Raw genomic sequence first — 17802 nt, 5'->3', positions numbered from 1 at the left:
GCTCACCTAACTCAGGCAATTCTTATCTGATCCCCGACAGGTGCACCAGGCCATCGCCACACCCCCACCCGAAAGGCACGACCTGATGACCATCACCCGCTCCCGCCGTGCCGGAGCCCTCGCCGCCCTCGCGACCGCCGCCCTTCTCGCCGCCGGATGCGGCAGCTCTACCGGCGGACCGACGTCGGCCGGGTCCTCCGCCGCGAGCGAGGCGTCGGCCGGCTCCGTGAGCATCACCGATGCGCAGGGGCGCATGGTTCAGGTGCCGGCCAACCCCAAGACCGTCGTCGCCACCGACTGGAGCGTCATCCGCACCCTGACCGACCTCGGCGTCGAGGTCGACGCGGTGCCGAAGGCGAGCTCGGCCCTCCCGGCAGACCTCGCGAGCTACGAGAAGGCGACCCAGGTCGGCACCCTCTTCGAGCCCGACTACGAGGCGATCGCTGCGATGAACCCCGACCTGGTCATCGTCGGATCGCGCAGTGGCACACCAGAAGTCGTCAAGGAGCTCGAGAAGTTCGCGCCTGCCGTGATCGACATGTCGGTGCGTTCGAAGAAGCCGGCGGACACCTTCACGCTCACGTCCGAGCGGGTCACGCAGCTGGGCTCGATCTTCGGCAAGGAGCAGCGGGCCAAGGACCTGATGGACTCGGTCGCGAGCGACGTCGCCACGGTCAAGAAGTCTGCAAGTGGCTCGGGCAAGACCGCGATGGTCGTCCAGGTCTCCGACGGCACGGTCAGCGCCTACGGCCCGGGCTCGCGGTTCGGCACGGTCTACCAGGACTTCGGCTACAAGCCCACCGGCGCCCCGCTGGACGACAAGGGCGGCCACGGCGAGGAGATCAGCCAGGAGTTCTTCGTCCAGCACAACCCGGGCGTGCTCTTCGTCCTCGACCGCGCCAAGGTGGTCGGTCAGAAGCAGGCGCCCGCGCTGGACGTGCTCAACAACGGTCTCGTGGGGACCACGGATGCTGCGAAGAGCAAGAAGATCGTCGAGATCGACGGCTTCTCCTGGTACGTCGCCACCTCTGCGCCCAGCTCGTGGCAGCAGATGGTCAAGGACGTGCAGGGCTCGCTCTGATGAAGACCCTGCCCGCGAGGGCCACGGACGCCGGCTCCCGCCGGGGGAGTGGTGGCGTCCGCGGCTGGCATCTCGCGGTCGCGACGGTGGCGTTGCTCGTCGCCGCGTACCTATCGCTGACGGTCGCCGTCGTGCCGATCCCCCTGCGCGATCTGCTCGACCCGAGCCCGGAGCAGTGGCAGCTGCTTTCGTTGTCCCGCATCCCGCGGGTGCTGTCGATCCTCATGGCGGGTGCGGCCCTCAGCGTCGCCGGACTGATCATGCAGCGGATCACTCAGAACTCCTTCGTCTCCCCGTCGACCTCGGGGACCACCGAGGCCGCCATCCTCGGCGTGCTCATCGCGACCCTCGTCACACCCGATGAGAGCCTGATCGTCAAAATGGTTCTCGCCATTGGGGTTTCGCTGCTCGGGACGTTCGGCTTCATGCAGATCCTGAGCCGGATGCCGGCCCGCGACCCAATCGTCGTGGCGCTCGTCGGCCTCATGTACGGCGGAGTCATCGGCGCGGTCACCGTCTTCGTCGCGTACCAGGTAGACCTCCTCCAGCTGCTCGAGATCTGGTCGAGCGGGTCCTTCAGCGCAGCGATGGCGGGCCAGTACGAACCGCTCTACCTCGTCATCGTCGTCGGTCTCGTCGGCTACCTCTACGCCGACCGGTTCACCGTCGTCGGCATGGGTCGTGAGTTCGCCACCAACCTCGGGGTGTCCTATCGCACGGTGCTCAACATCGGGCTCCTCATCGTCTCGGTCATGGCGGCCACGGTCATCGTCGTCGTCGGCATGATTCCCTTCCTCGGCCTGATCCCCCAACGTCGTCTCCCTCCTCATGGGCGACCACGTGCGCCGCACCCTGCCGGTCACCGCGCTGGCCGGCGCCGGCTTCGTCCTGCTCTGCGACGTCATCGGCCGCGTCATCCGCTTCCCCTACGAGGTGCCCGTCGGCACCGTGGCCGGCGTCATCGGTGCCGCCGTCTTCGTCTGGTTGGTCATGCGCAGCGCCGCGGGCAAGGAGGCGCACGGATGAATTCCCCTGTCGTCACGGTTCGTTCGGCCGACCCCGCACCTCGGTCACATGCCTTCCGCTCACCCGCCGAGGCCGCCCGCCGTCGGCGGGTGAAGGCGACCCTGCTGGTCCTCGCCGGGCTCTGCGTCGCCGCGTGCACGGTCTACCTGGTCTGGAACCTGCGGGGGAACTGGAGCTATGCCCTCGACCTGCGCTCACGACAGCTCGGCGCGCTCGTCGTCGTCGGGGTCGCGGTCGGGGTGTCGAGCCTGGTCTTCCAGACGGTGTCGGGGAGCCGGATCCTGACGCCGGGGGTGATGGGCTTCGACGCCCTCTACTCGTTCATCCAGACCGTCATCGTCTTCACCCTCGGGGCGGGGACGCTGCAGCTGCTCGGGGTGGTCGAGCAGTTCCTGCTCAACACGGCGCTGCTGTCGGCGTTCGGGATGCTGCTCTTCCGGTGGCTGTTCCGCGCGCACAGCCGCAACCTGTTCGTCCTCGTCCTGGTCGGGATCGTGCTCAGCGGACTCTTCTCGTCGCTGAGCTCGTTCGCGTCACGGCTGCTGAGCCCGGATGACTACCTCACCCTGCAAGGGGTGCTCTTCGCCAGCTTCACCACGGTGAACGTAGACCTCCTGGTCGCCTGCGCCGTGGTGACGGCGCTCGGTTGCCTGGTGCTCTGGCCGCTGCTGCGCCAGCTCGACGTCATCGACCTCCGTCGGGACCGCGCGGTCGCCCTCGGGGTGGACCACCATCGCGTCGTCACCCGGGTGCTGCTCGTCGTCACCGTGCTCGTCGCGACCTCGACGGCGCTCGTGGGTCCGATGGTCTTCCTCGGGCTGCTCGTCGCCAACCTCGCCCGCCAGCTCGTGCCGACCCACGAGCACCACGCCCTGGTGGTCGGCGCCTCGCTCGTGGGCGTACTGGCCCTGGTGCTAGGCCAATTCGTCGTCCAGCACGGCCTCGGCCTCGCCGTCCCGCTGTCCGTCGTCGTGAACCTCGTCGGCGGGCTCTACTTCCTCGTCCTCCTCGTCAAGGCGGTCCGACTGTGATCCGTGCCCGGGCTCTGAGCCATTCCTACGACAAGGGCGCGACCCTCGTCCTCGACGACGTCTCGGTCGAGCTGACGCGAGGCTGCGTCACCGGCCTCATCGGACCCAACGGTGCCGGCAAGTCGACCCTGCTGTCGGCCATGGCGCGACTGCTCGTCCCCGACTCGGGACAGGTGCTGCTCGACGATCTCGACGTGCTGAAGGCCCCGGCCAAGGAGGTCGCCAAGCGGCTCGCAGTGCTGCGCCAGGACGCTCGCGTCACCGCGCGGCTGACTGTCGTAGACCTCGTCCGTTTCGGCCGATTCCCTTACAGCAAAGGGCGATTGACCGACCGCGACCACGAGGTCGTGCAGGAGTGCCTCGACCAGGTGGGGATGGACGGCTTCCGCGACCGCCACCTCGACGAGCTGTCCGGTGGCCAGCGACAGCGCGCCTTCGTGGCGATGGTGCTGGCCCAGGAGACGGAGTTCGTGCTCCTCGACGAGCCGCTCAACAATCTCGACATGGAGCACGCGGCAGCGACCATGCGGCTGCTGCGCCGGGCCGCCGACGAGCTGGGGCGCACCGTCATCGTCGTCCTGCACGACGTCAACGTGGCTGCCGCTGCCTGTGACGTCGTCGTCGGGATGCGCGACGGACGGGTGGTCGCGCACGGCTCGGCGCGCGAGGTGGTCTCGTCCGAGGGTCTGCGGGAGGTCTACGGGCTCGACATCCCGGTGCACGAGATCGACGGCAGCCCGGTGGCCCTGCACTGGGCGATGGGCGCCCGACGTCCCGAGCCGGCCGTGCCCGTGAACTGACCGCGAAACCCAGTTGCCTGACGTGGGCAGTCGCCATGATGGGCAGCGTGACTGCGACTTCCACCGGTGACGCATCGTCCGAGGTCACGCCCGGGCCCGAGCTCGTCTCTCGGCTGCTGCGGGGCCAGGTGCCTCACCTCGCTCACCTGCCGGTTCGTGAGATCTCGACGTCCGGCAGCAGCAACTGGGTCTACCGCCTGGGCGAGGAGCTCGCCGCCCGGCTGCCGCGGACCGACGGCTACGTCAACGACCTCAAGACCGAGGTGCGCTGGCTGCCCCACATCGCTGACCGGCTGCCGTTTCCGGTGCCGAGGGTCATGCCGATCGGCAAACCCACGGAGCTCCGGAGAGACCATCGTCGCCACGACCGCCGGAGCCGCCGCCGATGGTGACATGACGAGCGCAGTGCTCACAGCGGCGGGGTTGGCATTCGTTGTCTGCTGTGCCCTCTGGTGGATCTACTTCGACCTCTCCGCGCCTGCCATCGAGCACGGCCTCGAAGTAGCCCGCACGCACATCGACATCATCCGGCCAGTCCTCTCGTACGGCTACCTCGGATTCATCGCCGGGATCGTCGGGGTCGCCGCAGCTATTGGCGCCGCCGTCCGTGAACCCACGAGCCCCCTTCATGCCGACATGGCCATGCTGCTGTTCGGCGGAGCAGCGATCTACCTGGGCACCTTTGGCTTCACCCGGTGGCGGCTCCTGCACACCCTGGCCGTCCCACGCCTTGCGGCTGCAGGCTGCTGCCTGGTCCTGGCGATCATGGCACCGCCACTGCCAGCTGCGTGGTCGCTCGTCCTGCTGTCGCTCGTCCTGGTCGGAGCCTCTGCCGCCGACTCTTGGCAGGCCAAACGAGCCACCACCGTGCCCCACGTGTAGATCGGACGGCCGGCAATAGGAGGCCCTGACCTGGGCCACGGAGGATGGGGTGCCATCGTCCACCGCGGACCTTGACCTGCCCGTGGCCTTCCCGTACGTTTAACCATGTCGTTAAATGAGGAGGTGGCCGGATGGTGGCCAACGATCAACTGAGTCGGGTGTTCTCGGCCTTGGCCGACCCCACGCGACGAACGATCCTGGCTGAGCTGGCTCAGCGTGAGGCGACCGTGACGCAGCTCACCGCCCCTCTCTCGATCTCCATGCCAGCGGTCTCGCGGCACCTCAAGGTCTTGGAGCAGGCGTCGCTGATCTCGCGCTAGTGGAGTCCAGCAGAGTGGTGTACGACGGACCTGAGTGAGCGCGTGCCTCCAACGTAGGCGCGGCCACCAGGTGGATCCTTCGAGTGATCTCTCACAACCGACTCGAAGAAGGACACCTTGATGACCGCTGTGCCCAGTATCGACCCTGCCCAGTTCCTGAACGAGCAGCTGTCCCAGGCGAGCCCCGACCTGATGCGGGACTTGCTCACCACTTTCGTCAACGCGTTGCTGTCCGCGCAGGCCGACGCGGTGTGCGGCGCGGGCTTCAACCAGCGAAGCCCGGAGCGGGTCAACTCCCGCAACGGCTACCGCCACCGTGACCTCGACACCCGGGTCGGCACCCTCGACGTCGCTGTCCCGAAGCTGCGTCAGGGCAGCCTGTACCCGGAGTGGCTGCTCGAACGAAGGAAGCGGGCTGAGAGGGCCCTGACCTCGGTGGTGGCGACCTGCTACCTGCTCGGGGTCAGCACGCGCCGGATGGACAAGCTGGTCCAGACCCTCGGCATCACCGGACTGTCCAAGAGCCAGGTCTCGGTGATGGCCAAGGAACTCGACGAGCACGTCGAACAGTTCCGCACCCGGCGCCTGGAGGACGGCGGACCGTTCACATTCGTCGCTGCCGACGCGCTCGTGCTCAAGGTCCGCGAAGGCGGCCGGGTGGTGCCCGTGCATGCGCTGGTCGCGACCGGCGTCAACGCCGATGGGCACCGCGAGATCCTCGGCGTGCAGGTCACCACCAGCGAGGACGGCGCCGGCTGGCTCGCCTTCTTCCGCGACCTGACTGCCCGCGGCTTGTCCGGGGTCAAGCTGGTCACCAGCGATGCTCACGCTGGCCTAGTGAACGCGATCGCGGCCACCATCCCCGGCGCCGCGTGGCAGCGCTGCCGCACCCACTACGCGGCGAACCTCATGTCCGCGACACCGAAGTCGTCGTGGCCATGGGTCAAGGCGCTGCTGCACTCGATCTACGACCAGCCCGACGCCGAAGCGGTACACGCCCAGTTCGACAGGGTCATCCACGCCCTTCACGAGAAGCTCCCCGCCGTGGCCGAGCACCTCGAGATCGCTCGCGCCGACATCCTCGCGTTCACGCCGTTCCCGAAGGAGGTCTGGCGCCAGATCTGGTCGAACAACCCCAACGAGCGGCTCAACCGCGAGATCCGCAGGCGCACCGACGTTGTTGGGATCTTCCCCGACCGGGCCAGCATCATCCGGCTCGTCGGTGCCGTGCTGGCCGAGCAGCACGACGAGTGGGCCGAAGGCCGCCGCTACCTCGGACTCGACGTCCTCGCCCGAGCCCAGGCCGTCGACACCAACCACGTCGAGGAGGTGACCGACCTAGAACCCCAGGCCCTCACAGCCTGACCGACACACCCAACCGAGGGATCAACCTCGTACACCACCCCAGCGGACTTGACCCTCGCGCTCTCAGGACGGCAAGTGGCGAGCCAGCAGGTTGGAGGCAGCCTCCTTGCGAGAGGCCGTCGACTGGCTGGAGCTCTTCCGCCGGTTCTGGGACTCCTCGTTCAACCGACTCGACACACATCTGGCTGCTGTGCAGGCCGCTGACCGCACCAGCGGCGAACCGGGTGGCACCGAAACCGACCCCGAGGAGCAGCAGTGAGTGACGCACCCCAGGTCTCGATCAGACGGGTCTTCGACGCGCCGCGGCACCTGGTCTACCGGGCCTTCACCGACCCAGAGCAGCTCGCCTCGTGGTGGGGGCCGGAGGGGAACTCGATGCCGCTCGACGAGATCGTCATGGACGTGCGCACCGGTGGCTTCCAGCGCTGGACGGAGGTGGTCGGAGGCGATCCGACCATCCGGACGCACATCTCGATCGACCTCACCGACGTCACCCACGAGGAAGTCCTCGAAGGGGTCATGCGCGTCACGGGCAGGCTGCGAGGCGGGTTCGAGCCGTTCGAGACCAGGTTCCGGATCACGTTCAGCGACGAGCCCGACGGCCGCACCCGCCTCGAGGTCGCCCAGTGGCTGCCCGACCAGGTCGCACCGCCTGCGGAGCAGGGATGGCGCGAGGCCTTCGCCAAGCTCGACCGGACGCTTCAGGACGCTCTCGCCTGAGCCCTGCGTGGCCACCGGGTCCAACCCGACCCGTTCCAACCCGACGCATTCCTATCCGCATACGGAGGAGACCGCCATGTCCAAGCTGATCTACGCCATGAACATGACCCTCGATGGCTACGTCGCAGACGAGCACGGTGCCGTAGACCTCGTCCCGATGAACGCCGACGTGTTCGCCGACCACACCGAGCTGCATCGCTCGATCGGCACCATCCTGTACGGACGACGCCTCTACGAGACGATGGCCGTGTGGGAGACGGACCCCGAGCTGGCTGCCACGTCCCCGGCCATGGCTGACTTCTCCGCCGCGTGGAAGCGGCCGGTGAAGATCGTGTACTCCACGACCTTGACCACGCCGATCACCGACAACACCCGCATCGAGCCCGCGCTCGACATCGAACAGGTCAGGACGCTCAAGCGGACCACCGCGGGGGATCTCATGATCGGTGGACCCGAGCTGGCCGGCCAGGCCATCCAGGCCGGAGTCGTCGACGAGCTGCACCTGTATGTCCTGCCACTGATCCTCGGCGCCGGCACGCTCTGCCTCCCCAGCGGCCACCGCACCGACCTCGAGCTGATGGACGAGCGGCGGTTCGGCAACGGCGTCACTCGGCTGCGGTATCGCTGCCTGGAGTCCTGAGGTGCGCCCACCTCGCGAATCCGCTCAAGACCGCCCGGGGGGTCCTCCTCCGTACGGTGGGGGCATGGTGACGTGGGAAGAGATCACAGCGGCCGTGGGCCTGACCCTGAGCGGTGCACGGGAGGAGGGCGGCGCGGCCCTGAAGCGGTGCTGGGACCAGACCGCCGAGGGCAACCATGCCGAGCGGTGCGTCCTCGCTCACTACCTCGCTGATCTTGAGTTCGACGTCAGCGACGAGGTCGTGTGGGACGAGCAAGCGCTGGCCAACTTCGCGCACGTCGACGACGAAGATCTGGCGGTGCTCGGCATCGCCTCGGCGCGCGGGCTGGCGCCGAGCCTGCACCTGAACCTGGGAGACGGCTATCTGCGCCAAGGGCGACTCCAGGAAGCGCGCGCCCAGCTGGCAGCAGGTCTCGCGCATCAAGATGCTCTCGCGGACGACGGCTACGGTGCGCTGATCCGCAACGGGCTGCAGGACCTGTCTACCCGCATCACCGCGGCTTCCGGCTCGGCCGATCGCTGACGTCGCGGTGGCCCGGCGTGGTGTGTAGTGGTCGGCGCCCGGTGACCACGAGCAGGACGTCACACGCGCTCATGGAGTAGACCGTGGCACCGGAACCAATCGTCACCGGAGCGTCCGTGGCCTCCAGGGCCGCACCGCCGAGGTCTACGCCGAAGTACCGGACCAGCCGCGGTTTCACCCCACCGAGCACCAGAGCAACCCGGTCCACCGGCGGCTGCGGGAGTCCCAGGGGTTCGGTGACGTCGAGCCCGTGGATCAGGTCGTGGCTCAAGGCACCCAGCTGCCCGCCGCCGGGCGGGGTCCAGGTGCTGGTGACGTGTGCCTGCAGGTCGGCCAGGAGCTGTGGACGATCCAGCCGGGTAGCCGCATCTCGCGCGGCGCCTTCGGCAAAACGGTTGAACGAGAACCCATTTCGAGCCGTCCCGAGAAGGACCGAGAGTGGGGACGTTCGTGCGGGCATGGTCATGTGAGCGATCACGTCTCTGATCCGCCAGCCGGCGCACAGTGAGGGTGCGTCCCATTGCTCGTCGGAGAGGTCCTCGAGCATTCTGACGAGGCGCTGTCGCTCCTGACGGGTCTCGTGGACGAGGTCGGGGGTGGTCTCTGGACTCATCGGTTCGGGTCCTCCTGACTCGGTGGCACGGGACGTGTACTTGTACGTCTCAGCACCCCGTTACTCATCGGTCGAGGGCGACGCCGGCCCGTCCAGCACCGGGGGCAGGCCGAACTCGGCGAACCGGTGGGCGCTTTCGAGGAACGTGACGACCGTGCTGATGAGCCCCTTCTGGACCTCCACGGCTACCAGGGCAAACGGCACCAGCCGGCCCCCGCCGTCCGGTCGGTACTGGCCGAACCCTGGTGCGCCGTTGAGGCTGCAGGGAACCAGGCGAGCACCGGCGCAGGCGTCGGAGGCCGCCATCAGTGCGGCGATATTCGCGCGGCCGCACACGAGCCAACTGAACGGCGGCATCGCGCTGGCAGCGTCCTCGTGCAGGACCGACACCAGCGCGTCGTAGTCGTGGGCCTCGAAGGCCGCGACATATCGGTCGAGCAGCCGTCTGGTGGGTAGATCGTCCGGCTGGGGCAACGCCTCTGCCGCAGGCAGGCTCGACAACGTCGCGCGGGCACGCTGGAGTGCGCTCGTGGTCGCGGGCACCGTGATGTCCAGCACGATCGCGGTCTCCTTGGCCGAGTAGCCGAGCACGTCGCGCAACAGCAGGACGGCGCGCTGTCGCGGGGGGAGGTGCTGGAGAGCCGCCAGGAACGCCAGGCGCACCGACTCACGGGCGATGACACGGTCTACCGGATCCCCGACGAGCTCCACGCGTGACGTCGGCATCGGCTCGATCCACGACTCGCGGCTCACGCTCTCGCCGACCACCTGAGTCGGATCCGGGTGCGGCACGGTCGGGACCAGGGCTCGTCGCTTGGCCGACCGGAGCTTGTCCAGGCAGACGTTGGTGGCGATGCGGTGGACCCACGTCGAGAGCCGGCCTCGGTCAGGGTCGAACTGCGACAGCGCGTTGACCGCCTTGAGCAAGGTCTCCTGGACGGCGTCTTCCGCGTCGTGGACAGAGCCGAGGAGCCGGTAGCAGTAGCCGAGCAGCGGGGCTCGCAACTGCTCGAGCTCGTCCACCGTTGGTGATGATGTCAACGTCGGTCCTCCGGGCAGCGCGATCGGTGAAGCGATAGCCAACCATGGCACGGCCGGAGCGCGAGAACCCCGGTGTCACAATGGAGGACATGGGGAGAACTCGCAGTTGTCACCGGGGCATCGTCGGGGATCGGCTTCGAGATCGCGCGGCAGCTGGCCGCCAGGGGCTACGACATCGTTGGTGTCAGATCGAGCGATCGCGTCGAGCAGCTGGCAGCGAAACTGCCTGGCGTGCAGGTGATTCCGGTTCGTGCTGACCTCAGCAAGCCTGAAGCGCGATGCGCCCGCCTGTGTCGTGGCAGCGGGGGTGAGTAATGATGACGGCGCGACCGGAGGCAGGACGACAACCCACGACAGACGCTGACTACGGAGGTCCCCGTCGTGGTCGCGCTCGTCACGCTCTCGGGGTCGGGTGGTGCGCGGTCCTGCTCGGGGTGCTCGTGGCATGCAGCTCGACCGAGGATCCGCACTGGGCCCCGGTTGCCGACTCGGGGGAGCGGGTCCTGGCGCTCGTCGCGGACGGCTCGGACCTGGTGGTGGGCCGCGAGAAGGTCACCGCGACAGGGCGGTTCGTGCTCGACGTGCAGCGAGGTGACGACACAAGGCAGGTGTCGATCCAGAGCTCGCCGGATGGCTACGGATATCAGGCGCAGCTGCACTCGATCAGCGCTCGGGACGGCGCGCTTGTCGTGCTGGGCGGGGTGCGTGCGGGGGCGCACGGCAACGTGCGGTGGTCGGTCTGGCGTGGAAGCCTCGACGGGATCTCGGAGCAGCCACAGCTCTTCGACACCTTCGGCGGGTATGGAGCGGGGGATCTCGTCGGCGCTGCTGTCACGACAGCGGGTCCGATGATCATCGGCTCCTGGTCGAACCTGACCGGGCTCGGCATGGAGGTGACGTCGTGGATCCCACAGGGACAGAAGTGGGTTCGGAGCACCGACCCCGTGGTTGCCGCGGCGACCGCGACCACGCTGCCCACTGCCGCGGCGGTCACCAGCACGGACGCCGAGTACGTCGTGGCGGGCTCGATCACCCATCTCCTGCCGAAGCTCTGGGAGGAACCCGTCGTGTGGCGCGCGGACCGGCCGCGGGGCCCGTGGCGGCAGATCTCGCTGCCCCTGCCCGCCGAGACCGCGAGTGCCCGGGCGCTCGCCCTCTCCTGCTCCGTAGACCATTGCGCGGTCGTGGGACGCGCCGGCCGGGATGCTTATCACTGGCGGTTGGAGCTGAACGATCACCGAGTCGGCCCATCTGGTAGGCCGACTCGGGCCCTAGACGGTCTTGACGAGCCCGGCCGAGCAGCCCCTGTGTTGGTTGTTGTGACGGGGTCGAGCGACGTCGTGGCAGCGACCGCCGCAGGGTCGACGAGGACGGCGATCGTCGAGGGGTCACACGTGACGGTCGTGGAGAGCGTCCCAGGGGCAGCGGTAGCCATTGCCGCCCCGTCGTCGGGTCAGGTCGAGCTCGTCACCGAGGTCCAAGGCCGCTCGTCGCGCTGGTCGCTGGTCGCCCCAGGCGGCCGTTAGGGCAGGACCAAGGCGTACGGTGACCAGGTGGCAACCATCAAGGTCGGGCTCTCGGGCTGGAGCTACAGCGAGTGGCGTGGAGACTTCTACCCCGACGGGCTCCCGGCGAAACAGCGGCTGCGCTACGCCGCCGAGCACTTCCCGACCCTGGAGATCAACGCCTCGTTCTACTCGCTGAAACGCCCGAGCACCTATGCCGGTTGGCACGAGGAGGCACCCGCGGTCACGTTCGCGGTGAAGGGCTCCAAGCTGGTGACGCACGTGCGGCGACTGGCCGATGTAGAGCAGGAGCTCGCCAACTTCTTTGCCTCAGGAGTGTTGGCTCTCGGCCCCGGGCTCGGTCCGTCCTGTGGCAGCTCCCGCCGAGCCTGCGCTTCGACGCCGAACGGGTCCAGGACTTCCTCGACCTGCTCCCACGGACGACCAGGGAGCTGGCGAGACTGGCGGCTCGACACGACGAACACGTCACTGCGGCAAGGGCACTCGTACAGGCGGAGGTAGACCGGCCGGTGCGCCACGCGCTCGAGCCGCGGCACGCGAGCTGGGCCGACCCCGAGGCCCACGCGCTGCTCGCCGAGCACGACGTCGCCATGGTGGTCTCGGACCTGGCGGGCCGTTACCCGATGTTCGAGGTGGCGACCACGGACCTGGTCTACGTGCGCCTGCACGGCCACACCCGGCTCTACCGCTCCGGGTATGAGCCGGCGAGCCTGGAGGCCTGGGCGCAGCGGTGTCATCGTTGGCGTGCCGAGGGACGTGACGTGCTGGTCTACTTCGACAACAGCGCAGAAGGCCGCGCTCCGCACGACGCCCTCGCCCTGATGCGGCGGCTCGAGACCTGAGTGGCCGTGCCGTCGTCTGGTTCGTAACAAGGAGGCTGGAGATGAGCAAGCGATTCGCGGTGGGGGACCACGTGAGGTGGAACTCCGAGGCCGGGCACGTCTCGGGGAGGATCATCAAGGTCCACACGTCCGACTTCGACTACAAGGGCCACACGCATCGCGCCAGTGACGCCGACCCGCAGTACGAGATCAAGAGCGACAAGACCGATCACGTTGCGGCGCACAAGGGCTCCGCGCTGACGGCGATCGACTAGCGGGCACTTGCCCCTGACGTCGCGGCCCAGCATGCGCTTGCACGCGAGGCGCCAGTTGGCGAACGAGCTGGATCGACGCGACCTGGGGAAATGTTCATGGCTCTCTCAGCCCGGCATGTCAGAATCAACATGAGAGGGGAGTGATTCAGATGGAAGCAGTGCACGAGAGAGTGCGGCGCCTGCGCGAGCGTTCGGGCCTCAGCCAGCGTGACGCAGAGCGCGAGAGTGGGCTGTCGCAATCCACGTGGTCGCGCATCGAGTCCGGCGCGCGCCAACCCAGTGCGATCGAGATCGTCGCGATTGCAGACGCGATCGGTGCAACCGTCGGTGAGGTGACGGGGACATCCCATGTCAGGACGGAGGCGGTCTCCGCCGCCCGTGCCGATGGCGAGGCCGTGGAGGCGATGCTGGAGGAGTTGACCAGCTACCTAGAGCTGTCTGATCATCTCGATCGCCAAGGCTTCGGCAGCGCGGCGTGAGCGGTGAGGCACTCGGTCGGCACGGCGCGCAGGCCTTCAGGGAGAAGCACGGGCTCGGGTCTCAGCCACTCCTGGACCTGATCACGGTGGTCGAGCAAAAGTGTGAATGCGACATCACCGTCCTCGATGGGAGCGATGAAGCGCACGGCATGACCGTGCGACATGGCGGGACGACAATTATCGGTGTCGCCCGCAGCCGCAATCCGATGCGCCAGCGCTCGACGATCGCCCACGAGCTGGGGCATATCTGGTTTGACGACCTGCGTGACGCGACTGCGCGAACCCGCTGGGCTGAGCGCAGCCCTGAAGAGGTGCGGGCCGACGCCTTTGCTCGACACCTGTTGCTCCCGCTCGAGGCGGTCGAGTCCCACGCGCGCAGCAGGGAGGTCGATGAACGCCTCCTGTCCGACCTCGTGCAGACGCATCGCGTGTCGGCCGCCATCGCTGCCATTCAACTGCGTGAGGCCGGCCTCATCGACGAGCGGACCTGTGTTGACTGGACGAGGTTGACCACCCCCCGATTGGCGACCCGTTTCGGATGGTCGCCGCTTTATCGAACGCTCCAGGTCGAGTCCGATACGAAGAGCCCACCGCAGCGACTGCTGACGCGGGCGATCTCTGCGTATGCCGAGGGGGTTGTGTCGGCGGCGACCATTGCCCGGCTGAATGGATCGACCGACGACGTCCAGGGGGTCCGGCAGGAGCTCGCCGATGAAGGCATCGAGCCGCGAGCACCCGAGACCATCCAGGTCGCCATCCGACCGCGTGCTGGTGCGGGAGGACTGTCGAGCATCGAGCTGGACGAGCTCCTGGGCACCGTGACGAACGACGAGTAGATGTATATCGTCGACACCGGTCCGGTCCTCAAGTTCTTCGCCACCAACACCGAGCGCTGGTTCTTCGGGGCGTTGGCGGGTCAGCCGATCCACGCACCGCAAGCGGTGTGCGCGGAGGTCTTCGATGTTCCGAGGCGCCGACCTCAGTTCAGCTCGGCGCCCGACGTCTGGCGGAAGGTCGCACCCAAGCTCATCGTTGAGTTACCGGACGATCCCACGCCGGCCTTGGAGCAGGCCGCGCGGGACGTCTTGCGCCAGGATCTGGAAGCCGTGCAGCGGGTCCGTCAGGACCTCGGGGAGAAGATGGCTCTGCTGCACGCCTCGGTCGAGGCTCAGGTTGGGCGGGAGGTTGTGCTGTGCTGCGACGATGGGCCCGCGCAACAGCTCATCGCCAGGGAGGCGGCCCGCCTGAGGCGCCTGAGTGTGCCGGGTTCCATCCAGGTCGTGGACTCGATTCAAATTCTGCGCTGGGCGATCGAGGCCGGCGCCATCAAGGACAAGGCGATTCTCCGACAGCGCTACGACAGGATGGCAGGTCTCGACGAGAGCCTCCCCAAGAACATCCGCTCGACCCCGCTGCTCGACAGCCCGCCCTGGCCCAGCCGATGATCGGCTGCGTGCGAGAATGCACGCATGTCCAGCTCCCGGGCCCAGGAGGTAGCAGACGCCCTCCTCGAGCGCATCGTGAACGGCGATCTGGCGCCGGGATCCGAGCTCGAGCCGGAGGCCACGATCGCCGAGGACCTGTCGGTCTCCCGGCTCACCGCGCGTGAGGCGCTGAAGCTGCTGCAGTCCCAGGGCGTGGTGCGAGCGGTCCACGGCAAGCGGGGCGTGGTCAACCCGGTGAACGAGTGGTCTGCGATGGCGCCGATCATCCGGGCTGTGATGCACCGCCTGGGGGAGCGCGAGGTCTCGCGACAGCTGGTGGAGATGCGCGAGATCATCGAGGTCGGTGCAGCCGGCCTGGCTGCGGACCGCCGCGCTCCCGAGCATCTTGACCAGCTGCGCACCGAGCTGGCGCAGATGAAGGCGGCGAACTTGTCCGGCGATCTGGAGGAGTTCGTGCGGGCGGACATCGCGTTCCACAACATCGTGTTCGCCTCCACCGGAAACGAATTCATCCGCCGGGTGTTCGACCCGATTCAGGCGATCCTGCTCGAGGGTCGACGGGAGACGAGCGCGGTGCACCAGGTCCAGATCAACGCGATCGCCCAGCACGAGCGGGTGCTCGCCGCCCTGGAGGCCGGCTCGGCCGAGGCCGCCCGGCGCGCGATGGGGGATCACATGGCGCAGACCGCCGAGGACCTGCGCGACCTCAGAAGCCACTGGGCGACCCATTGACAGGCGGGCTTGCAACCAGCACCATAGATGAACAGATCAGATATCTGACATCAGATGAGACACTCAAGGAGCTCCTGGCGGACGTCCCGCCGCCCGTCTCGATCGATGCCGGGGAGCTGGCCGAGTCGGTGCGTCGCGCCGGGCGCGTGCTGGTGGTCCTGGACGACGACCCGACCGGCACCCAGTCCGTGGCCGATCTACCGGTCGTGACGGCGTGGGATGTCGAGGACTTCCGCTGGGCCTTCGCCCAGGACCGGCCCGCGGTCTACGTGATGACCAACAGCCGCAGCCTTGACCCGGCGGACGCCGAGCGGGTCAACCACGAGGTCGCCACGGCAGCACTGGCCGCCGCGGCGGACATGGGTCTGCAGGTCGAGCTGGTGAGCCGCAGCGACAGCACGCTGCGTGGCCACTACCCCCTCGAGACCGAAGTGCTCGCCGAGGAGCTCGTCGCCGCAGGGCAGCCCGCACCGGACGGTGTCCTCCTCGTCCCCGCGTTCCCGGACGCCGGGCGGGTCACGATCGACTCCGAGCACTACTACGTGGTCGACGGCGAGGCCATCCCGAGCGCCCAGACCGAGTTCGCGAAGGACGCCACCTTCGGCTACCACTCGTCGAACCTGCGGGACTACGTGGCCGAGAAGTCCGAGGGGCGCATCCCTGCTGACACCGTGGTGGCCCTCACCCTGGCGCAGATCAGGCGCGGCCCGGAGGCGGTCGCCGAGATCCTCCGCGGCGTCACCGACGGGGTTCCCGTCGTCGTCGACGCGGCGGTCGAGTCCGACCTGCTCGTGGTGGCGGCGGCTGTGGAAAGCGTTGTCGCTGAGGGGAAGTCGTTCCTCTATCGCGTCGATCCGCCCTTCCCGAGGACGCGGATCGGGCAGAGAGCGCACGCACCACTCGAAGCCGCCGGGATCTTCGCCGAGCGACCGCCCCAGCCTCGGAGTGGACTGATAGTGGTGGGCTCGCACGTGCCGACCACCACTCGACAGCTCGAGACACTGACCCTCGAGCATCCCGAGGTGACCCGCATCGAGATCGAGGTGGAGCAGGTGCTCGACCCCGACCGTCGCGACAGCCACCTCCGTGATGTCGTAGACCGTGCGGCAGCCGCCTTGGACCACGGTCAGGTCATCGTCAGCACCACTCGCGCACTGCGCACGGGTGCATCAGCTACCGACAGCCTGCGGATCGCCCGCGAGGTCTCTGCCGCCATCATCGCCACCGTGCAAGGCGTGCTGGCCGCAGCCCCACCGCGATTCGTCATCGCCAAGGGCGGCATCACCTCCAGCGACGTGGCCACGCACGGGCTGGGCATCCGCCACGCGCGAGTGCTCGGCCCGATGCTGCCCGGAATCGTGTGCGCAACCAGTACGGCACGACCGGCCGGCCCGAGCGGCGCTACCGAGAGCTCTGAGCCCGACGCTGCGTGGTGCGGCGGGGCCGCGCCGGCACCCACACGGCGGGCTCAGTCGTCCATCGCCTCGATGCCCAGCTCGGCTAGCTGACCCAGGCTCGCGCGGATGGCCTCGACCCGCTCGGGCGGGACCCGCTCGAAGTCCCGGATCTCCTCGAGCACGCGCAGCGGCTGCTTGGTGCGGTAGGACCGGGTCGGGTTGCCGGGGAAGCGCTTGTCCGTGACGTTCGGGTCGTCCTCGAGGGTGCCGAGCGGCTCGACGCGGTAGACACGCGGCGGGCCGTCGCCCTGGGCGAGCGCCGCGGCGAGCGGAGCGCCCTGGGCGCTGGCCGTCACGTAGATGTTGTTGGACGTCCGCCGCGACCCGTAGTTCGACCGCCACCCGGGGCTCAGCAGGTCGCCGACCTGCACGTCGGCCCGCGTCCCGTGGAAGAACGGTCCCGCGTCGTCGACCACCCGCGGGGTCGGTGCCGGGTCGCGCAGCAGGCTGTCGAGCCGTCGGGTGAGGGCGGCGACGCGGCTGCGGCCCTCGGACGCTCGCGGGTAACGGCTGAGCACGTCCAGCACCTGCGGGGTGGCCCGCTGGGCGGCCGCCGCGATGACGTACTCGGCCACCACCGGGTCGTCCCCGCGCCAGAGCTCGGCCGCTCGGGCGGTGTGCGCGGCCGGGCCGAGCAGGTGGCCCAGCTGCGTCGCCTTGGCGAGCGGGTGCAGATAGGCGGAGGCTGCCGCGGCCCCGGCGGCGTAGGCCGCCTGTCTGGCCGTCTCGGTCGGCGCCTCGGCCGCGGCCTTGTTGGCGGCGACGGCTGCGGTGCGCTGCAGCCGCGACCGCCGGCCACCCTCGGCGAAGATCTTCGCCGCGGCGAGCGCCTCAGCCGGTCGGTCGTCGTCCGGGACCTCCCTCGCGTAGAGCACCAGCGCCGGCTCCGCGCACGCCGCCGCAAACCCGGCGACCGCTCTCAGCTCGTCCATCGTCAGCTCGAAATCCCCTGTGCCAGTACCCATCTCGCCCAGTCTGGCACGTCCCGGTGGGCCGGTCTACGGGCTGGTGTCTTGGCTTGACGG

At 68.6% G+C, this 17802-nt stretch carries 23 protein-coding genes and 2 pseudogenes; 22 read left to right on the top strand and 3 right to left on the bottom strand.

Annotated features, from left to right (window positions below; all coding sequences use genetic code 11):
* Nucleotides 1–85: 85 nt before the first annotated feature.
* The 13 genes and pseudogenes from MM440_RS02485 to MM440_RS02430 all read left to right on the top strand — a co-directional run bounded on the left by MM440_RS02485 (nt 86) and on the right by MM440_RS02430 (nt 8388).
* Entirely contained in the window at nt 86–1081 is a 996-nt protein-coding gene (locus MM440_RS02485) for a siderophore ABC transporter substrate-binding protein (protein WP_241441601.1), read from the top strand.
* Nucleotides 1081–1827 (top strand): annotated as a pseudogene (locus tag MM440_RS17550) (iron chelate uptake ABC transporter family permease subunit); the annotation flags it as partial. The gene MM440_RS02485 and the pseudogene MM440_RS17550, both read left to right, overlap by 1 nt.
* 82 nt (nt 1828–1909) lie before the next feature.
* Nucleotides 1910–2107: an iron chelate uptake ABC transporter family permease subunit gene (locus tag MM440_RS16865; RefSeq protein WP_277626181.1), complete on the top strand. Its 198-nt coding sequence runs from the start codon at nt 1910–1912 to the stop codon at nt 2105–2107.
* Complete coding sequence (locus MM440_RS02475) at nt 2104–3138, top strand: iron chelate uptake ABC transporter family permease subunit (RefSeq protein WP_241441600.1); 1035 nt, start codon at nt 2104–2106, stop codon at nt 3136–3138. The genes MM440_RS16865 and MM440_RS02475 overlap by 4 nt, the downstream gene beginning before the upstream one ends.
* Nucleotides 3135–3938 carry an iron ABC transporter ATP-binding protein gene (locus MM440_RS02470; RefSeq protein WP_241441599.1) on the top strand — a complete coding sequence of 268 codons (804 nt, stop codon included), beginning with the start codon at nt 3135–3137 and terminating at the stop codon, nt 3936–3938. The genes MM440_RS02475 and MM440_RS02470 overlap by 4 nt, the downstream gene beginning before the upstream one ends.
* 47 nt (nt 3939–3985) lie before the next feature.
* Nucleotides 3986–4330, top strand: a complete 345-nt coding sequence (locus tag MM440_RS02465) for a phosphotransferase (RefSeq protein ID WP_241441598.1) — start codon at nt 3986–3988, stop codon at nt 4328–4330.
* Nucleotide 4331: 1 nt separating this feature from the next.
* Nucleotides 4332–4820 (top strand): low temperature requirement protein A, encoded by a 489-nt coding sequence (locus MM440_RS02460; protein WP_241441597.1) that lies wholly within the window; start codon nt 4332–4334, stop codon nt 4818–4820.
* A 131-nt stretch (nt 4821–4951) separates the two neighbouring features.
* A complete protein-coding gene (locus MM440_RS02455) occupies nt 4952–5140 on the top strand; it encodes an ArsR/SmtB family transcription factor (protein ID WP_241441596.1) in 189 nt (62 codons plus the stop codon).
* 120 nt (nt 5141–5260) lie between these two features.
* On the top strand, nt 5261–6505 hold the full coding sequence (locus tag MM440_RS02450) for an IS256 family transposase (RefSeq protein WP_241441595.1): 1245 nt from the start codon (nt 5261–5263) through the stop codon (nt 6503–6505).
* 106 nt (nt 6506–6611) lie between these two features.
* Nucleotides 6612–6764, top strand: coding sequence for a hypothetical protein (locus MM440_RS02445; protein ID WP_241441594.1), 153 nt, complete (start codon nt 6612–6614; stop codon nt 6762–6764).
* Nucleotides 6761–7225, top strand: coding sequence for an SRPBCC family protein (locus MM440_RS02440; RefSeq protein WP_241441593.1), 465 nt, complete (start codon nt 6761–6763; stop codon nt 7223–7225). The genes MM440_RS02445 and MM440_RS02440 overlap by 4 nt, the downstream gene beginning before the upstream one ends.
* 76 nt (nt 7226–7301) lie before the next feature.
* The gene (locus MM440_RS02435; RefSeq protein WP_241441592.1) at nt 7302–7865 is read left to right on the top strand and encodes a dihydrofolate reductase family protein; all 564 of its coding nucleotides are present in this window, start codon (nt 7302–7304) and stop codon (nt 7863–7865) included.
* 64 nt (nt 7866–7929) lie between these two features.
* Nucleotides 7930–8388, top strand: a complete 459-nt coding sequence (locus MM440_RS02430) for a hypothetical protein (RefSeq protein ID WP_241441591.1) — start codon at nt 7930–7932, stop codon at nt 8386–8388.
* Here MM440_RS02430 and MM440_RS02425 read toward each other — a convergent pair.
* Nucleotides 8357–9001, bottom strand: coding sequence for a maleylpyruvate isomerase family mycothiol-dependent enzyme (locus MM440_RS02425; RefSeq protein WP_241441590.1), 645 nt, complete (start codon nt 8999–9001; stop codon nt 8357–8359). The genes MM440_RS02430 and MM440_RS02425 overlap by 32 nt on opposite strands.
* Before the next feature lie 60 nt (nt 9002–9061).
* Nucleotides 9062–10024 (bottom strand): RNA polymerase subunit sigma-70, encoded by a 963-nt coding sequence (locus MM440_RS02420; protein ID WP_241441589.1) that lies wholly within the window; start codon nt 10022–10024, stop codon nt 9062–9064.
* Nucleotides 10025–10114: 90 nt separating this feature from the next.
* Here MM440_RS02420 and MM440_RS02415 point away from each other — a divergent pair, with 90 nt between their 5' ends.
* The 9 genes and pseudogenes from MM440_RS02415 to MM440_RS02375 all read left to right on the top strand — a co-directional run bounded on the left by MM440_RS02415 (nt 10115) and on the right by MM440_RS02375 (nt 16828).
* Nucleotides 10115–10357, top strand: a complete 243-nt coding sequence (locus MM440_RS02415; protein ID WP_338155594.1) for an SDR family NAD(P)-dependent oxidoreductase — start codon at nt 10115–10117, stop codon at nt 10355–10357.
* 125 nt (nt 10358–10482) lie between these two features.
* Nucleotides 10483–11568 carry a hypothetical protein gene (locus MM440_RS02410; protein ID WP_241441588.1) on the top strand — a complete coding sequence of 362 codons (1086 nt, stop codon included), beginning with the start codon at nt 10483–10485 and terminating at the stop codon, nt 11566–11568.
* Between the two features lie 27 nt (nt 11569–11595).
* Nucleotides 11596–12410, top strand: a pseudogene (locus MM440_RS02405) (DUF72 domain-containing protein).
* 41 nt (nt 12411–12451) lie between these two features.
* The gene (locus MM440_RS02400; RefSeq protein WP_241441587.1) at nt 12452–12664 is read left to right on the top strand and encodes a hypervirulence associated TUDOR domain-containing protein; all 213 of its coding nucleotides are present in this window, start codon (nt 12452–12454) and stop codon (nt 12662–12664) included.
* 149 nt (nt 12665–12813) lie between these two features.
* A complete protein-coding gene (locus tag MM440_RS02395) occupies nt 12814–13143 on the top strand; it encodes a helix-turn-helix domain-containing protein (RefSeq protein ID WP_241441586.1) in 330 nt (109 codons plus the stop codon).
* On the top strand, nt 13140–13979 hold the full coding sequence (locus MM440_RS02390) for an ImmA/IrrE family metallo-endopeptidase (protein ID WP_241441585.1): 840 nt from the start codon (nt 13140–13142) through the stop codon (nt 13977–13979). Before MM440_RS02395 ends, MM440_RS02390 begins: the two co-directional genes overlap by 4 nt.
* The gene (locus MM440_RS02385; RefSeq protein WP_241441584.1) at nt 13980–14588 is read left to right on the top strand and encodes a PIN domain-containing protein; all 609 of its coding nucleotides are present in this window, start codon (nt 13980–13982) and stop codon (nt 14586–14588) included.
* Between the two features lie 24 nt (nt 14589–14612).
* Nucleotides 14613–15320, top strand: coding sequence for a FadR/GntR family transcriptional regulator (locus tag MM440_RS02380; protein WP_241441583.1), 708 nt, complete (start codon nt 14613–14615; stop codon nt 15318–15320).
* 128 nt (nt 15321–15448) lie between these two features.
* Nucleotides 15449–16828, top strand: coding sequence for a four-carbon acid sugar kinase family protein (locus MM440_RS02375; RefSeq protein WP_241441582.1), 1380 nt, complete (start codon nt 15449–15451; stop codon nt 16826–16828).
* Here the strand turns inward: MM440_RS02375 and arr are convergent.
* Nucleotides 16789–17742 carry an NAD(+)--rifampin ADP-ribosyltransferase gene (arr, locus tag MM440_RS17205; RefSeq protein WP_338155592.1) on the bottom strand — a complete coding sequence of 318 codons (954 nt, stop codon included), beginning with the start codon at nt 17740–17742 and terminating at the stop codon, nt 16789–16791. The two genes, MM440_RS02375 and arr, sit on opposite strands and share 40 nt — an antisense overlap.
* Nucleotides 17743–17802 lie beyond the last annotated feature (60 nt).

This window comes from Arsenicicoccus piscis, from assembly GCF_022568835.1.
Taxonomy (GTDB): domain Bacteria; phylum Actinomycetota; class Actinomycetes; order Actinomycetales; family Dermatophilaceae; genus Arsenicicoccus; species Arsenicicoccus piscis.
This window is presented reverse-complemented; position numbering and strand designations above follow the sequence as displayed.

Excerpts from the sequence above, each read along its gene's own strand:
- MM440_RS02485 (WP_241441601.1), top strand. The coding sequence starts at position 86 with ATGACCATCACCCGCTCCCGCCGTGCCGGAGCCCTCGCCGCCCTCGCG.
- MM440_RS16865 (WP_277626181.1), top strand. The coding sequence starts at position 1,910 with ATGGGCGACCACGTGCGCCGCACCCTGCCGGTCACCGCGCTGGCCGGC.
- MM440_RS02475 (WP_241441600.1), top strand. The coding sequence starts at position 2,104 with ATGAATTCCCCTGTCGTCACGGTTCGTTCGGCCGACCCCGCACCTCGG.
- MM440_RS02460 (WP_241441597.1), top strand. The coding sequence starts at position 4,332 with ATGACGAGCGCAGTGCTCACAGCGGCGGGGTTGGCATTCGTTGTCTGC.
- MM440_RS02455 (WP_241441596.1), top strand. The coding sequence starts at position 4,952 with ATGGTGGCCAACGATCAACTGAGTCGGGTGTTCTCGGCCTTGGCCGAC.
- MM440_RS02450 (WP_241441595.1), top strand. The coding sequence starts at position 5,261 with ATGACCGCTGTGCCCAGTATCGACCCTGCCCAGTTCCTGAACGAGCAG.
- MM440_RS02435 (WP_241441592.1), top strand. The coding sequence starts at position 7,302 with ATGTCCAAGCTGATCTACGCCATGAACATGACCCTCGATGGCTACGTC.
- MM440_RS02430 (WP_241441591.1), top strand. The coding sequence starts at position 7,930 with ATGGTGACGTGGGAAGAGATCACAGCGGCCGTGGGCCTGACCCTGAGC.
- MM440_RS02425 (WP_241441590.1), bottom strand. The coding sequence starts at position 9,001 with ATGAGTCCAGAGACCACCCCCGACCTCGTCCACGAGACCCGTCAGGAG.
- MM440_RS02400 (WP_241441587.1), top strand. The coding sequence starts at position 12,452 with ATGAGCAAGCGATTCGCGGTGGGGGACCACGTGAGGTGGAACTCCGAG.
- MM440_RS02395 (WP_241441586.1), top strand. The coding sequence starts at position 12,814 with ATGGAAGCAGTGCACGAGAGAGTGCGGCGCCTGCGCGAGCGTTCGGGC.
- MM440_RS02385 (WP_241441584.1), top strand. The coding sequence starts at position 13,980 with ATGTATATCGTCGACACCGGTCCGGTCCTCAAGTTCTTCGCCACCAAC.
- MM440_RS02380 (WP_241441583.1), top strand. The coding sequence starts at position 14,613 with ATGTCCAGCTCCCGGGCCCAGGAGGTAGCAGACGCCCTCCTCGAGCGC.
- arr (WP_338155592.1), bottom strand. The coding sequence starts at position 17,742 with ATGGGTACTGGCACAGGGGATTTCGAGCTGACGATGGACGAGCTGAGA.